We start from the raw sequence: 14751 nt of genomic DNA on the forward strand, positions 1-14751 counted from the left end.
ACAACAACTTAACCATTTACTCTGGTAAAATAACTGCATGAATACCAAGACTAAACTTCACCAACGTATTGCTCAGTTAGAGCGGTTATTAGCAGAAAAAGACGCACGTTTACTGTTCCTTGAAGAGCAGTTTCGCCTAGCGCAGCAAAAACAATTCGGTAAAAGTGGTGAAGGCTTTGCAGGTCAAGGGGAATTGTTCAACGAGGCGGAAGAAATCGCTGTGCTTGCTGAAACTGAGCAACAAGACATCAGCTATCGCCGTAATAAACCAAAGCGTAAACCCTTACCGAAAGACTTACCACGGGAAGTGGTGGTGCATGATATTAGCGACGCTGAGAAAGTGTGCGTTTGTTGTCATGCTCAATTACATAAAATCGGTGAAGACATCACTGAAAAACTAGACTTCATCCCGGCACAAGTCAAAGTTATTGAACATGTTCGCCCTAAATACGCGTGTCGTGAATGCGAAAAAACAGGCACTAGCAACCCGATTAAACAAGCGTTGATGCCAGTAAGTCCTATCCCTAAAGGCATTGCTACTGCAAGTTTACTGAGTCAACTCATTACCAGTAAATATCAATATGGTTTGCCTCTTTATCGCCAAGAATCATTATTCAAACAATACGGTATCGCGCTCAGTCGCCAAACAATGAGTGATTGGATGCTCAAATCAGCAGCGTTATTTCCCCCGCTCATCAAACGGCTTAAGGAAGAATTACGAAAACAAGCAGTGATACATGCCGATGAGACTACGGTCAATGTCATCAAGTCTGACAAAATAAAAAGTTACATGTGGTTGTATTGCACGGGCACGGATTCCCCCATGCCCACTAGTTCAATCCCAAATATTATCTTATACGATTATCATGATAGCCGTGCAGGTCGCTGCGTGGTTGATTATCTCGACGGCTATTCGGGCTACCTTCAAGTTGATGGTTATCAAGCCTATCATCAAACCCAAGCAACCTTAGTGGGTTGTTGGGCACATGCGCGGCGTAAATTCATTGAAGCCAAACAAGCACAACCCAAAGGAAAAAGTGGTAAAGCTGATGTGGCGCTAAGTTATATTCAAAAATTGTACGGTATTGAATCGCGTTTTAAAAATACAACTCCAGAAGAGACTTACGAGGCTCGCCAAACTCAAGCCAAACCGATACTAGATAAATTACACGGTTGGTTTACTCAACAAAATGTGTTGCCCAAAAACAAATTAGGTGAAGCTATCACGTATCTGAGTAATCAGTGGCCAAAATTGGTGGGTTACCTCGAAGACGGTCGCTTGAGCATCGACAATAATCGTGCAGAGCGGGCAATAAAGTCCTTCGTTATCGGACGTAAAAATTGGTTGTTTAGCCAAACCGCTAACGGTGCCGATGCGAGTGCTGCACTGTATAGTATTATCGAAACCGCTAAAGCTAATGGCTTAGTTCCATTTGATTATGTCAAGCAATGTCTTGAAGAGTTATGTAAACCACACCCTGATATTGACGCAATATTGCCGTGGAACATCAAGCGTTAGTCAGTAGAAAATGATAATGCAGAAATAAAAACGAAAGGTAAAACAGAGGTAATCATCCGTGATCAACACTCCCTGTTTACTTCATCCCTCATAGCAATCCTCGCTACATCACCTCATCCGTAAAGCATCCCTAAACAAGCATCCAGCTTGCTGTTGTTACCAACTTTTTAAGTCTAGAATAAGGATGAAATATTGCAAATAATGCTGAATAAAAAATTTAGGTGTGGTTTAACCGACGCTTACCAACTTTGGCCAATGTTTTTCAAATTAAGTTTATATTCTTAATCATTGAGTTTATTTTAAGCTGTTTATTAGCTTGCATGCTGGCTTTGTTGTAGGTAATTGATAAGCGAGTGTCCTTGTTAATTTTTTGAATAGGTGTCGCGAAGCCGACTTCTTAATTATTGAGTGTATTTTTAGTTTAATTCGAGTTGTTATTTAGTTTGCATGCTCCCTTTGTTGTAGGTAAATTATAAGCGAGTGTCCTTGTCATTTTCTGCGATGTTTGATTCTGAGCCTGATGACGTAGAAGAATGTAAAGTAAATATCAAACGTATAAGCTCTAACAAGCTATTATTTGAAAGTGTATGCACTGATACTGAAGCTGGTGGAGTATCTAAAACAGTCGGTGAAATGAATTTAAATGGTAAAACATTAACTTCGTTAGTTGAAAGCACAACCTCAGACGAAAGCTTCAGTATGAAAATGAAGATAGTTGGTAGTGGGAAATACATTGGAGCTTGTGACTAAATGCCTAACAAGTCACTCAAAAAAAATAACTAGGACAGTCGCTTATATTTATTGAGTTTATTTTAAGCGTTTATTCGCTTGCATGCAGGCTTTGTTGTAAATAACTTATAAGCGAGTGTCCTAGTTATTCTGCGTACAACTAAAGTATACCCAACAACTGATTCTACGCCCGAGCGTACTGTATTAACTTGTAAAATTGTATAAGGTAGCAATGCAATGTTTATTTTAGGACAAATTTTCGCAATACTGTTGATAGTAGTATTACCGTTTTTTATTATGAAGAAACGCGTTAAAGAAAACTCTAAGAGAATTATTTGGTTAATACTGTTTATTATTATTCCAATTTTGAGTTTTATATTTTACTTGTTTTATCAGTACATCTATTTAGAAGATACCGTTAAAACCAGTTAAATATATTAAAATAACTAGGACAGTCGCTTATATTTCTCATTTATTATATTTTATTGCGAATTTAATAAAGGCTGACTTATTCGTGCTTATAATTCAGGTTTAGCTTCACTTTCGTCTTTCAAAGCAGTGAGTTGGGTAAATGTTTTATGTGTATCTAATCTGATAAAAATTATGGTAAAGTTATTAATGCTAGCCTCCGCTTTAGTTATTTAACAAATTAATTATTGCTCTAATTTTTTAAGTTAACCCACGATATGGAGGCTAACCTCGTGGGGAGTCATTATGTCTATAAGTAACCAAAGTATTGGAGTCATGGATGAATTTACGAAGTTTCTCAATTAAACGTTTTTTGTTGTTATCTTTTATTTTAAATTTACCGCCAATACTCGCAGTCACAAAAGTTGGTCTTTTATTTTTACCATTATTATTCTGGGTTAATATACCTGTTTTGTGGACTGGCATTGCAAAGGCTATAGGCAGTACTCACTTTAAAATAGAAGAGTTTGGTGCATTACCGCAAACAGCATTAGCTTATGCAATAATCATTATTTTTTGGCTTTTGATTGCGGCTTTAATAACTCTAATAACTAGTAGAGCCAAGCCTGAGTAAATTACTTATAACAAATAAGAATAGGTGTCGCGTAGCCGACACCTTATTCAGGTGTTGGATAAGCCCGAAGCGCTACTTATATAGTAAGAGTAATTTTAACGTTACAAATTGATTCGATGGAGAATACTACACCTGCATCAATTTGCTTTGTTCTAACTTCTCTAACGATACTCTGAATTGGTCAAATAGTTATTTCACTTGGTATAACAAGGTTGCGGCCTTTAAAAGTGTGCAATTACGCCAACAAAAGCCCCTTTAAATTCAAGATCAGTATATAAGCTGTTTACATCTTGAAATTCCATTTTTACTGCGCGGTAACCTAAGGTTAGATTAAAATCTACCATAACATTATTAATTAAATCGTAACTTAGCCCTAATTGATAATCATAAAGTGAATGGTCATTTATTAATGAAAAGTCACCTTGGGCAAAAACACTTACTCCGGTTAAAGGTAAGCTGATACTAGAGGCAACATACAACATTGGCTCAATATCATTGGTCTTTTTATTATTTGCTTCAACTGTAGTTGTTGTTTCAGTAATAGGAGGATGATCATGTCCGTCGTGTTCTTCCTCATCCCAAATTTTATCAGCCGTTGTAGTCGTAGTATTTGTTGTCTCAGTTACAGTAACGCTACCGTTAAAGTCTCTAGCACTTAACCCTAAATCAACTGAAAACAAGCCATTATCAAAAACCTGATAATAAAGCGTGTAGTCGATATAACTAACATTAAAATTGGCCTCAACATCAGAGTCAACACGAACATCTACATAGTAAACTTCGTTATCGTTACTAAACTCTTGCATTGAACGAATGTGTCCTAAAGTAGCAAGGCTTGTACTTGAAATACGTATATTTGGGAGTAAAGGAAATGGATGCTCAATGGCAACAAAGTAGTTGTTTTGATATTCTTTTGCTAAATCAAAGTCTCTTAGCGCATTTATTTCGCCAAAAACACCACTAGCCTCACTTTGCCACACTTGGCCACCTAGGTATAAGCCAACTGCTTCCGCTTGTACGTTTGCCGTTAAAAATACAGCAAAAGTTGCTGTAAAAGCTTTTTTTATCATCTAGTTATAATCCTTATATACGACTGATAAATGAACATGATAATCACTGTACTATACTCTTTAACACCAAACTATCGCTTAGTCACTAAATGCTGTTATTTTTAAGTTTAGCAATAATAAAGTCTATCGCCTTTCGACTTTGAAATGAGTTATGTGATGAGGGAGCAATAATAAACTCCTTTGCATAGCGATAATTGGCCGAGTCGTAACTGACCACACCATCAGTTATTGCTGAACAAGTTAATGAAGTATCACAGCTTAATTCTCCGTTAGAGCCAACAATAGCATAAGCTTTACCCGCTATTGGTAGGTCATACAGTGTTCCCATTAACGGGTGACCTGGTCTTAACACCTGTACACTATTGGGTCCGTAATCCAATAAAAAAGGTTGCATCGCCTTAGTGATTACTTCTGGACCTGCACGTTTAATAAGAGACTGAAATAATTGAGTAAACTCTCCAGGAAGTGCAACCAATAATGCGCCAATATAACCAATGGTTGAATTGGCAACAGCTGAACCTTTAAACGGTGTATCTAAGAAAAAACCGTATTTAAATTAAACACGGGATCAAAAATAAAAATATTTTTTAAGCTAACATCATTTTCGGTTAATAAATGTTCTGGGCTTTGATTAAAAGCAGTGTTCCATAAACTAAAGTCAGTCTTAACTGCTAACAGTTTAGCAATCACCCCTCCCATACTATGGCCTATTATTACAGCTTCTTCTTTTAGATTATTACTGCCAATTTCTGTTAATAAGCTATGTAAGTTATCGCGAGTTTTTGAGGCGGTATAAAAAGGAGGTGGCCCTGAAGGATAGTATATATGCCAAATTTGATAGCGAGACATTAACGAAGGTTCATTTAGTATCGCCATTGTTAAGTGTCGCCAGATTAACGGATCAGAATTTAAACCGTGGATCATTATCAGCGGAATTTTATCTTTAAAGATCCCACCTATTGCAAAAACCCCCCTGCGCTTTTCAGCCTGTTTGGGAGAAACAAAACCGAGCCAGTTATAGTCGTCTATGTCTGCCTTTTCAATTAACGCCAAATATGCAGCCCCAGGCGAATGTCGTAATAGGTATTGGTTAGTACCGATCATCAGATTGGAATGGTTACTATAAAATTGTAAATCAAGCATTACTTCAAAGCGTTTTTTTCGTATTTTAATATCACTTACGATAAGCGTAGCGTCTTTCATCACGCCTTCAAGCGGAGCATACCTATCTAAACCTACCTGTTGGTTATCACGACTAAATACAACAGGTATACCAAGCTCACCAAAAATCTTGGGCTGTAAGCTAGGGTCTTTAGCTAACATTTCTTCGCTAAAGATAAAGTGATTAAGGTTACTATGTATTAATGTTACGCGGCCTTCAGAGCTTGCACCGTCGTTGCCATTTTTTAATAAATGATAAATCGCATAGTTGTAATTAGAGATTGCATAATTACGCAAATTGCTAGATAAGTTATTACGACCCAGCAGCGTTTTAGTGCAGTGGATAAGCTGTCCTAATCCCACATCTGTAAGTTTTGGCAAAGATAAACAGTATGTATGAACCTCTTGCGTGGAAAAAGCAGCCAAATCAACTAACTGAACATTCCCCCCTTTACCGATAATTTCATTAGAGTTTTGATATTCAACAAAGCGTGATGACGAACAACTGGCTAGCAGTGCCAAAAAACAAAATAGCGTAATTGTGCGCATTAATTTCCTCATCAATAATCAGTTTTCTATTATTTAGTTGTAGTAATAGCTTATCATCACTACTTTGATAATCATAAATTCATAATAAACAGCTTATTTATATGAACAGCCATTACCCCGAACTCAGGTTATTTATTATCAGCTAACCTATTTAGCACCCACTTCTATTGTTAAAACAGAACAATTTATTCTATAAATAAGGACGTAGCCTTGTGTGCATTACTATTTTAACGTGCTAGCACTCTATAAATAAGAACAAACTTCATCGTTTAAGAGTTTTTTGTTAATTAAATAAGAACGATTGATTTAATAAATTGTAAATTAATAATAAATTAAGTAGGAGTTAGTATGGCCAAAGTACTCAAAGCTAAAGAACATGATATTGGTGGGCTAAATGTAAAACGCGTATTACCACACCAAGAAAAACGCATGGTTGGCCCCTTTATATTTTTTGATCAAATGGGGCCTAATAATTTTCCGGCAGGGCAAGGTATTAATGTTAGACCCCACCCGCATATTGGCTTATCAACATTAACTTACCTATTTGATGGCAGTATTTTACATCGTGATTCTCTTGGTAATAATTTAGAAATTTGCCCCGGCGATGTAAATTGGATGACCGCAGGAAAAGGCATTGTTCATTCAGAGCGAGAAAGTTTTGAAGTACGTGCAAACCCACATTCAATTAGTGGGCTTCAATGTTGGGTTGCTTTACCTGAGTCAATGGCTGAGTTAGAGCCATCGTTTACGCATACAAAAAAGAATGAATTACCTCAAATTATCCACGAAGGCATAATGATGAGATTAATCGTCGGCGAAGCTTACGGTTTAAGCTCTCCTGTAAAAACCTATTCACCTATGTTTTATATAGACGCTGTTGCCAGTAAAGGTAGTGTTATTAAGCGCCCTAACCCTGAGCAAGAAATGGCAATATATACTATTTGCGGTGAGGTAACTATTAATGGTGAAACCTTTGGCACCAACGAATTTATTTTATTAGCGCCTGGTGACAGTGAAATTACACTAGCGAATGATGGTCGTTTTATTATGTTTGGCGGTGAAAAATTTGAACAAGTACCTTTTATCCACTGGAACTTTGTTTCTTTCAGTAAAGAGCGCATTGAACAGGCTAAAAGTGATTGGCAAAACGGTCGTTTTCCCACCATACCAGGTGATGATAAAGAGTTTATTCCACTTAAATAATTAAAATTATGAGTGACTGCAATAATTTCATTAAAAGTTAAAGGTGATGTTGTGAGAAAAAAGATAGAGTTTACAAGTAATGGTTTGCGTCTTTCTGGTTTATTAGAGTCGCCGGCAACTAGTGTAAAAGCCTATGCAGTGTTTGCCCATTGTTTTACATGCGGAAAAGATATTGCTGCCGCAACTAGAATTTCGCGCGCTTTAGTAGAAAAAGGTATTGCCGTACTGCGTTTTGATTTTACCGGCTTAGGTAACAGCGATGGTGATTTTTCAAATACCAATTTTACTTCAAACCTTGATGATTTAAGAGCCGCGGCAGCTTATTTAACTGAACATTATTTAGCGCCACAATTACTGATTGGTCATAGTTTAGGGGGCGCTGCTGTACTTGCAGTAGCAAACAGTATTGAGTCAGTTAAGGCTGTTGTCTCAATTGCTGCCCCAGCAAAGGCAGAGCACGTTATACACAACTTTGAAGCGAGCTTAGAAGATATTAAACGCGATGGCGAGGCTAAGGTAACACTTGGTTTAAAAGAGTTTTCCATCCAAAAACAGTTTATTGATGATCTTAATGAAAATAGTCAGCAAAAATTCGATCTGCATGGTAAATCACTATTAGTATTGCATAGCCCCATTGATACCGTAGTTTCAATCAATGAAGCAGAAAAAATTTACACGAGTGTTAAGCATCCAAAAAGTTTTATATCGCTCGATAAAGCCGATCACTTCTTATCTAATAAAGCAGATGCCGAATATGCCGCTGCAGTTATTAGCAGCTGGGCTGATAAGTACATTGAATACGAAACAGATGAAGCAACCTTAGCGACTCTCGCGACTAAAGGTAATGTCGTTGTTTCAGAAAAAGATCATAACTTTACTCTCGACGTAGTCAGTGACAGTCATCATTGGTTAGCCGATGAACCAACGGCTGTCGGCGGACAAAACCTTGGCCCTGATCCCTATGAACATTTATTAGCGGCGTTAGGCGCTTGTACCGTTATGACATTACGTATGTATGCCAAGCACAAAAAAATAGCTGTCGACGATATTAGCGCAACGTTAAGTCACAACAGAAATTATCATCAAGATTGCAAAGATTGTGACGAAAAAGACACCCAAGTCGAGCTAATAAATTGCAAAATAACAATTGTTGGCGATGTTACAGACGAACAGCGTCAAAGGTTTTTAGCCATTGCAGACCGATGCCCTGTGAACAAAACCTTACACAGTAAGTTAGTTGTTAAAAAAACTATCGAATAATTAAAACAAGAAAACAGTAACACTAAATAATAAAAACATGAGGTTTAAATGCTTGAAATTGCATTGATATATTTAGCAGCGGCTATTATTGCTGTGCCAATAGCCAAACGATTAGGTTTAGGTTCAGTTTTGGGTTATTTACTCGCTGGCATATTAATAGGACCATTTGCATTAGCATTTGTAGGTGACCAGACAGCGGTAATGCACTTTGCCGAGTTTGGTGTAGTTATGATGCTATTTCTTGTTGGGCTAGAGCTACAACCCTCTCGATTATGGAAACTGAAAAACTCTATTATCGGCCTTGGTGGGCTACAAGTTGTGTTAACTAGCTTGCTATTTTTTGTCATTGGCTATTATTTATTATCGTTACGGTGGGAAACAGCATTAGCCATAGGCCTAATGTTGTCGCTTTCTTCAACCGCGATTGTGCTACAAACACTGACCGAAAAGGGTTGGATAAAACAAGAAGCAGGTCAAAACGCATTTTCGGTATTACTTTTTCAAGACATTGCAGTAATACCTATTTTAGCCTTGTTACCTTTATTAGCCTTTAGCGATACTATTAGCGTAATGTCTGATCAGGCTAATCTCATTGAGCATTATCCAGTCTATGGTCAAGTGCTAATATCGCTTATGGTTATCGCTGCAATTATATTTGCAGGCCGTTATGTTTCAGCACCGGTATTTAGATATATTGCCGAAACACGCCTTAGAGAGTTATTTACCGTATTTGCTTTATTTTTAGTTATTGCTATTGCCGTAATTATGCAAAAAATAGGGTTATCTCCTGCTTTAGGTACATTTTTAGCTGGCGTAGTATTAGCAGATAACGAATTTAGACATGAACTTGAAGTTGATATAGAACCCTTTAAAGGCCTATTACTTGGGTTGTTTTTTATTACTGTTGGCGCCTCAATTGATTTCCCGCTATTACTCGAAAACCTACTGCTTGTTATTTCATTAGTCGTTGGCTTAATTGTAGTTAAAGCAGTAGTACTTTACCTTTTAGCGGTAGTTTTTAAGATCAGAAGTAAGCAGAAACTGTTATTCACTCTAGCTTTAGCGCAAGGTGGGGAATTTGCCTTTGTACTGTTATCGCTAACGTCAACATTACAAATTTTAACATTAGAACAAAGTAAACTAACGACCTTAGTTGTCGCTATTTCAATGCTGATGGCACCGTTATTACTGATTATTTACGACACGTTTTTAAATAAAGATGTAAACACTTCCAAAGCATACGACTCTGTAGATCAAATGGAACCAACAAAAAATGTTATTATTGCGGGTTATGGGCGGTTTGGCCAAATTATTGGCCGCCTTTTAACTGCGCAAGGCTATCATTTATCGATTCTTGACCATAGTCCCGGCCAAATTGATTTAGTGCGTCGTTTTGGCAATAAAGTATTCTATGGCGATGCAGCAAACAGAGATCTTTTAGCCGCAGCTGGCGCTAATGATGCGCAATTGCTGGTAATTGCAATAGACGATCCAGACAAAATATTACAAGTTGCTGAACTTGCCAAAAAGCATTATCCGCATATAAAAGTTGTGGCACGTGCCATTGACCGTCGCCATGCTTATGAACTTTTACATCTTGGTATCACAACCTTTAAACGTGAAACTTTCGACTCTGCCCTTAACTTAGGTGTTGAAGCGCTCACTTTATTAGGTAATAACCGTAACGATGCCGAGCGCGCTGGAAAGTTATTTGCTGATCACGATGAAGAATCCCTGAAAATACTTGCGCATTTATGGGGTGATGATCACAGCTACGGCATTGCAGTAAAACAGCGTTTGGAAGACTTAAAACAAGTATTAGAAGGCGATGCTCAAGCACAAAAAGACCTAAATACTTGCACTGAGAAAAACGAGTTAAAAACCCCAGCCGAGTATATTAGCACTAGTAAAGGCATAGCTGATGCTTAGAGTAACGTTAGAGCAGTGGCGAATGTTTCGTTCTGTTGTCCAATACGGTGGTTTTAATCAAGCCTCTCAAAGCATACATAAGAGTCAGTCGAGCATACATAATGCCGTTGGTAAAATAGAAAGCTCGTTAAACGTTAAGCTCTTTGAAATTGAAGGTCGAAAAACTATCTTAACCGAAGCGGGCGAGTTAATGTTAAAGCGGGCAAACTTTCTACTTGATGAAGCCGCAAAGCTCGAAATAGTTGGGCAAACACTAGGCCAAGGTACAGAAAGCAGCTTACGTATTGCTGTAGATGAAATGTTTCCGCAATTACTGCTCTATAAAGTATTAGATAGTGTGTCTGCACAATATCCTATGTTGCAAATAGAGCTAATAGAGTCGGTACTTAGTGGTGCTAGCGAACTAATTAATAATGCCGATGTTGATATTGCCATTTCTCCGGTTGCATTAATCGATGGTTTTAGTGAACAACTCTGCGACATTGAATTTATTGCGGTTGCCAATCCTGAACATGCATTGCATGCCTTAAATAGAGAGTTGTCTGCTGAAGACTTAAAAAGCCACAGGCAAGTAGTGGTTAGAGACTCTGCACTGCAAAATAAAAGTGACGCTGGTTGGCTAGGCGCGAATCAACGGTGGACAGTAAGCCACTTACGCACCTCTATTGATATGATCTGCAATGGGCTGGGGTTTGCGTGGTTACCTATTAGCTCTATTAAAAATGAGCTTGAAAAAGGTCAGCTCAAGCCATTACCCCTGCAATATAATGGCAAGCGCTCAATGCAGCTACATTTGATATTTAAAGACAAAGATAGCCTTGGCCCCGCAGCCAAAACCTTTCTTGGAGAATTAAGGTATCAATGCCCCAACTAAACGCCGAACAATCATTCTCTTTATAAGAATGATTAACGCTAATCTTACTAATTTTAATCGTTTAAAGTAAACATTAAACTAACCTCATTGAAATTAGAGGAAGGAATGTACTGATGAAATACATTAGAAGATCGGCAGATAGAGGCACAGCAAATTTTGGTTGGTTAGAAAGTAAACATAGCTTTTCTTTTGGTAATTACTACGATCAAAAACACATGGGCGTTTCTGCCCTTCGTGTAATTAACGATGATATGGTTATGCCAGGTCAAGGCTTTGGTGCACATGGTCATCGTGACATGGAAATTATCTCTTATGTTACTGAAGGCGCATTAAAGCATGAAGACAGTGAAGGTAATGAACATGTTGTACCTGCAGGTGACGTACAGCGTATGAGCGCCGGAAGTGGAGTAATGCACTCTGAATTTAACCCATCGAAGACAGAGCGAGTAAAGTTCTTTCAAATTTGGATACAACCCATCAAAATGGGGATAAAACCAAGTTATGAACAAAAAAGTATTCCACAAAAAGGACCATTAACCCCGCTTGTTACTGAAACTGGAGCAAATGGCACGTTATCATTAAACCAAAAAGCTAGCTTATCTCGCTTAGTGTTAAATGAGAAAGAAACGTTCAAGCTTAATTCAGCTGAGCATATTGGCTATTTGCACCTTGTTAAAGGAAAAATAAAGGTTGACGGTGTTACGTTTGAAGCTGGCGATGCCTTTGCAATTGACCCAAAACAAACGGTTGAGCTTGAAACAATAAATACACTTGAGGCATTGTGGTTTGAATTACCGCCAATGTAATAGAACGTAATGGATGCAGTAACCATTATACTAATAGCACTGGTTGTAGTGCTAATTGGTATATCAAAGTCAGCATTTGCTGGGGCACTAGGTGTATTTGCCGTGCCCCTTTTAATGTTAAAATTACCCGCAACTCAAGCGATTGCTCTAATGCTGCCATTATTAATTATTGGTGATGTGTTAACCGTTAAAAGCTTTTGGCGAAAGTGGGATAAACAACTATTATTTACGCTTATTCCTGGTGCAGCTATAGGTGTACTGACTGCATACTTAATTATAGAGAGCATAAACCCTGATCACCTCAGATTATTAGTTGCTGTTATCTGTATCGTTTTCTCTCTAAAAAACTTACTTTTTAAACAAACCACCATCACCTTTATTAATAATAAAATAGGGGCATTAGTGATGTCGATGTTTTCGGGCATAACTAGTAGTTTAGTTCATGCTGGTGGGCCGCCTATTATTATCTATTTCAGCGCTATTGGATTAAAACCAAGTAAGTTTGTTGCTACTGCAGGTATATTTTTCGCAGTAATGAATGTATTTAAACTTGTTGGTGCAGTATCGTTTGGATTATTAACTAGCACTACAGCGCTTACCGCACTAATGTTTCTGCCGCTAGCACTGGTTGGTAACTGGATAGGTGTAAAAATAAATAGCACAATCGATAAGCAATTGTTTTTAAACATAATGAACTACTTGCTTCTCGTTTTAGGTGTATGGTTATTAATAAACTAATCCCCCTTTTACCAAGCCGTTTACTTAAAGTGGTGCTAGTATCAATTCAGCACCACTTTTCTTTATGTACAATAAGGCTTTGAGTTTCATTACTGTCAGAAAGAAATCTTTCTAGGCTAATCAAGCTTTAAGTTTGAACTTTCATTTAGTTCATTAAGTGTGAACTCATAATGCCCTGATTATCTGTGCATATTACATGTATCTCTTCAGCGTATTCATCAATGTTTTGGATTTGATAGTAATATCCATTAAGCGTAAGGCCTTGAGATTCTTGAATTTGCTCTAGCTTCATAGTTTGCTCCTATTAATAATGGGTATTATTTTAAGGAGCATGTTGGAAACGGTCTACGGACTATGCGTACCATTCATAAAATAAAAGCCCAAGTAAGGGCTTTTATAGATCCACGTTAGGTAAACGGCTTGTTATTTTACCTACTCTTTTTATTTTAACTATCCACTAATTTATTAAACACTATAAATATATCACGGTATTGCTTGATCACCACCTCAAAAAGAAATACATTATTCCCACAACTAAATAACTGCAGAATTTTTTATTCATGGACGTTAAGCCTTATATTTCTTACATCAATAATAAAATGCACATAGAAAACGTGTCACTTGATACAATCGCTGAACAGGTGGAGACTCCTTTTTACTGCTATTCGCATTCGGCAATTAAAGCGTCTTATACAGCGTATACAACAGCTTTTAACCAACTCGATACAATGATATGTTACGCCGTTAAAGCAAACTCGAATCAAGCTATTTTAAAAACTCTTGCTAACCTAGGTTCAGGTGCAGATGTAGTATCGGGTGGTGAAATAAGAAGAGCACTAAGTGCAGGTATACCTGCAAGTAAAATTGTTTTTTCTGGTGTAGCTAAAACCAAAGATGAAATAGCCTTTGCATTAGACCAAGGTATTTTTCAATTTAACGTAGAATCTGAGCCTGAACTACTATTAATAAGCCAATTAGCGACCCAAACCAACAAATTAGCTGCAATATCAATTAGAATAAACCCGAATGTTTGTGCTAAAACTCATGCAAAGATCACCACGGGTAAATCAGAGAACAAATTTGGTATTCCAATCACTAATGCCAGACAAGTTTATCAATATGCGGCGTCGTTACCCGGCATTAAAGTTCAAGGGGTTGATGTTCATATTGGCTCTCAACTTACTGATCTTCAACCATTTAGAGAAGCATTCGCTAAGCTAGCTGATTTTATTGCGATGTTAACGATGGACGGTCATGACATATCTGTTATCGATATTGGTGGTGGCTTAGGCATTGGCTATGGTGAAAATGAAATAGAACCTGATAAAAACGAATATGCCTCTATAGTTAAAAGCTGCTTAGGGCACTTAAACTGTAAAATAATTATGGAACCTGGCAGATCTATCGTTGGCAATGCTGGCGTGCTTGTCTCAAGTGTTGTTTATGTTAAAAAAGGTGATGAACGCCAATTTTTAATTATTGATGCGGGTATGAACGACCTGATCAGACCGAGTATGTACGACGCCTATCACCAAATTCTTCCTGTTGATAATACAGAGCAAGAAATGTCAGTGTATGATGTTGTTGGCCCCGTGTGTGAAACTGGCGATACATTTACAAAAAATAGAGAGCTACCCACAGCAAAAACAGACGACTTAATTACCATTTTAAGTTGTGGCGCCTATGGCAGTGTCATGTCTTCACACTATAATACTCGCTTAAATGCACCTGAGATTATGGTGAACGACGCACAATTCTCTGTTATTAAGCCTCGCCTTAGTTATGAAGAGTTGATTGCACAAGAAACTATTCCTGATTGGCTATCGCAATAATATTTCACCTGTTTGCGCTAACTCATCTCTGTTAATTCG

Annotated in this window: 14 protein-coding genes; 10 read left to right on the forward strand and 4 right to left on the reverse strand. The window is 37.6% G+C overall.

Annotated elements, in window-relative coordinates; all coding sequences use genetic code 11:
* Positions 1-37 precede the first annotated feature (37 nt).
* The 3 genes from tnpC to QUD79_RS10415 all read left to right on the forward strand — a co-directional run bounded on the left by tnpC (position 38) and on the right by QUD79_RS10415 (position 3290).
* Positions 38-1519: an IS66 family transposase gene (tnpC, locus tag QUD79_RS10405; RefSeq protein ID WP_184426944.1), complete on the forward strand. Its 1482-nt coding sequence runs from the start codon at positions 38-40 to the stop codon at positions 1517-1519.
* A 486-nt stretch (positions 1520-2005) separates the two neighbouring features.
* A complete protein-coding gene (locus tag QUD79_RS10410) occupies positions 2006-2269 on the forward strand; it encodes a DUF3617 domain-containing protein (protein WP_184425472.1) in 264 nt (87 codons plus the stop codon).
* 727 nt (positions 2270-2996) lie between these two features.
* Positions 2997-3290: a hypothetical protein gene (locus QUD79_RS10415; RefSeq protein WP_184425470.1), complete on the forward strand. Its 294-nt coding sequence runs from the start codon at positions 2997-2999 to the stop codon at positions 3288-3290.
* A 221-nt stretch (positions 3291-3511) separates the two neighbouring features.
* Here QUD79_RS10415 and QUD79_RS10420 read toward each other — a convergent pair whose 3' ends face one another.
* From QUD79_RS10420 to QUD79_RS10430, 3 genes are all read right to left on the reverse strand, one after another.
* On the reverse strand, positions 3512-4360 hold the full coding sequence (locus tag QUD79_RS10420; protein WP_184425468.1) for a TIGR04219 family outer membrane beta-barrel protein: 849 nt from the start codon (positions 4358-4360) through the stop codon (positions 3512-3514).
* A gap of 85 nt (positions 4361-4445) precedes the next feature.
* Positions 4446-4835 carry a hypothetical protein gene (locus tag QUD79_RS10425; protein ID WP_184425466.1) on the reverse strand — a complete coding sequence of 130 codons (390 nt, stop codon included), beginning with the start codon at positions 4833-4835 and terminating at the stop codon, positions 4446-4448.
* A gap of 59 nt (positions 4836-4894) precedes the next feature.
* Entirely contained in the window at positions 4895-6070 is a 1176-nt protein-coding gene (locus tag QUD79_RS10430; RefSeq protein WP_184425464.1) for an esterase/lipase family protein, read from the reverse strand.
* A gap of 348 nt (positions 6071-6418) precedes the next feature.
* On the opposite strand from QUD79_RS10430, the gene QUD79_RS10435 reads away from it, so the two are divergent.
* From QUD79_RS10435 to QUD79_RS10460, 6 genes are all read left to right on the forward strand, one after another.
* Positions 6419-7273 carry a pirin family protein gene (locus QUD79_RS10435; RefSeq protein ID WP_184425462.1) on the forward strand — a complete coding sequence of 285 codons (855 nt, stop codon included), beginning with the start codon at positions 6419-6421 and terminating at the stop codon, positions 7271-7273.
* Positions 7274-7324: 51 nt separating this feature from the next.
* Positions 7325-8533: a bifunctional alpha/beta hydrolase/OsmC family protein gene (locus QUD79_RS10440; protein ID WP_184425460.1), complete on the forward strand. Its 1209-nt coding sequence runs from the start codon at positions 7325-7327 to the stop codon at positions 8531-8533.
* A gap of 48 nt (positions 8534-8581) precedes the next feature.
* Positions 8582-10462, forward strand: coding sequence for a monovalent cation:proton antiporter-2 (CPA2) family protein (locus tag QUD79_RS10445; protein ID WP_184425458.1), 1881 nt, complete (start codon positions 8582-8584; stop codon positions 10460-10462).
* A complete protein-coding gene (locus tag QUD79_RS10450) occupies positions 10455-11336 on the forward strand; it encodes a LysR family transcriptional regulator (protein ID WP_184425456.1) in 882 nt (293 codons plus the stop codon). The genes QUD79_RS10445 and QUD79_RS10450 overlap by 8 nt, the downstream gene beginning before the upstream one ends.
* 113 nt (positions 11337-11449) lie before the next feature.
* Positions 11450-12142: a pirin family protein gene (locus tag QUD79_RS10455; RefSeq protein ID WP_184425454.1), complete on the forward strand. Its 693-nt coding sequence runs from the start codon at positions 11450-11452 to the stop codon at positions 12140-12142.
* A gap of 9 nt (positions 12143-12151) precedes the next feature.
* Positions 12152-12880 (forward strand): sulfite exporter TauE/SafE family protein, encoded by a 729-nt coding sequence (locus tag QUD79_RS10460; RefSeq protein WP_184425452.1) that lies wholly within the window; start codon positions 12152-12154, stop codon positions 12878-12880.
* Between the two features lie 145 nt (positions 12881-13025).
* Here QUD79_RS10460 and QUD79_RS10465 read toward each other — a convergent pair whose 3' ends face one another.
* Complete coding sequence (locus QUD79_RS10465) at positions 13026-13172, reverse strand: hypothetical protein (protein WP_184425450.1); 147 nt, start codon at positions 13170-13172, stop codon at positions 13026-13028.
* Between the two features lie 268 nt (positions 13173-13440).
* Here QUD79_RS10465 and lysA point away from each other — a divergent pair, with 268 nt between their 5' ends.
* Entirely contained in the window at positions 13441-14712 is a 1272-nt protein-coding gene (gene lysA / locus QUD79_RS10470) for a diaminopimelate decarboxylase (protein ID WP_184425448.1), read from the forward strand.
* Positions 14713-14751 lie beyond the last annotated feature (39 nt).

The sequence above is a fragment of the Thalassotalea piscium genome, assembly GCF_030295935.1.
Taxonomy (GTDB): Bacteria; Pseudomonadota; Gammaproteobacteria; order Enterobacterales; family Alteromonadaceae; genus Thalassotalea_B; species Thalassotalea_B piscium.

Bases quoted from the DNA above. Each gene is read 5' to 3' on its own strand.
- tnpC (WP_184426944.1), top strand. From the start codon at position 38: ATGAATACCAAGACTAAACTTCACCAACGTATTGCTCAGTTAGAGCGG.
- QUD79_RS10420 (WP_184425468.1), bottom strand. From the start codon at position 4,360: ATGATAAAAAAAGCTTTTACAGCAACTTTTGCTGTATTTTTAACGGCA.
- QUD79_RS10450 (WP_184425456.1), top strand. From the start codon at position 10,455: ATGCTTAGAGTAACGTTAGAGCAGTGGCGAATGTTTCGTTCTGTTGTC.
- QUD79_RS10455 (WP_184425454.1), top strand. From the start codon at position 11,450: ATGAAATACATTAGAAGATCGGCAGATAGAGGCACAGCAAATTTTGGT.
- QUD79_RS10430 (WP_184425464.1), bottom strand. From the start codon at position 6,070: ATGCGCACAATTACGCTATTTTGTTTTTTGGCACTGCTAGCCAGTTGT.
- QUD79_RS10435 (WP_184425462.1), top strand. From the start codon at position 6,419: ATGGCCAAAGTACTCAAAGCTAAAGAACATGATATTGGTGGGCTAAAT.
- lysA (WP_184425448.1), top strand. From the start codon at position 13,441: ATGGACGTTAAGCCTTATATTTCTTACATCAATAATAAAATGCACATA.
- QUD79_RS10415 (WP_184425470.1), top strand. From the start codon at position 2,997: ATGAATTTACGAAGTTTCTCAATTAAACGTTTTTTGTTGTTATCTTTT.
- QUD79_RS10460 (WP_184425452.1), top strand. From the start codon at position 12,152: ATGGATGCAGTAACCATTATACTAATAGCACTGGTTGTAGTGCTAATT.
- QUD79_RS10445 (WP_184425458.1), top strand. From the start codon at position 8,582: ATGCTTGAAATTGCATTGATATATTTAGCAGCGGCTATTATTGCTGTG.
- QUD79_RS10465 (WP_184425450.1), bottom strand. From the start codon at position 13,172: ATGAAGCTAGAGCAAATTCAAGAATCTCAAGGCCTTACGCTTAATGGA.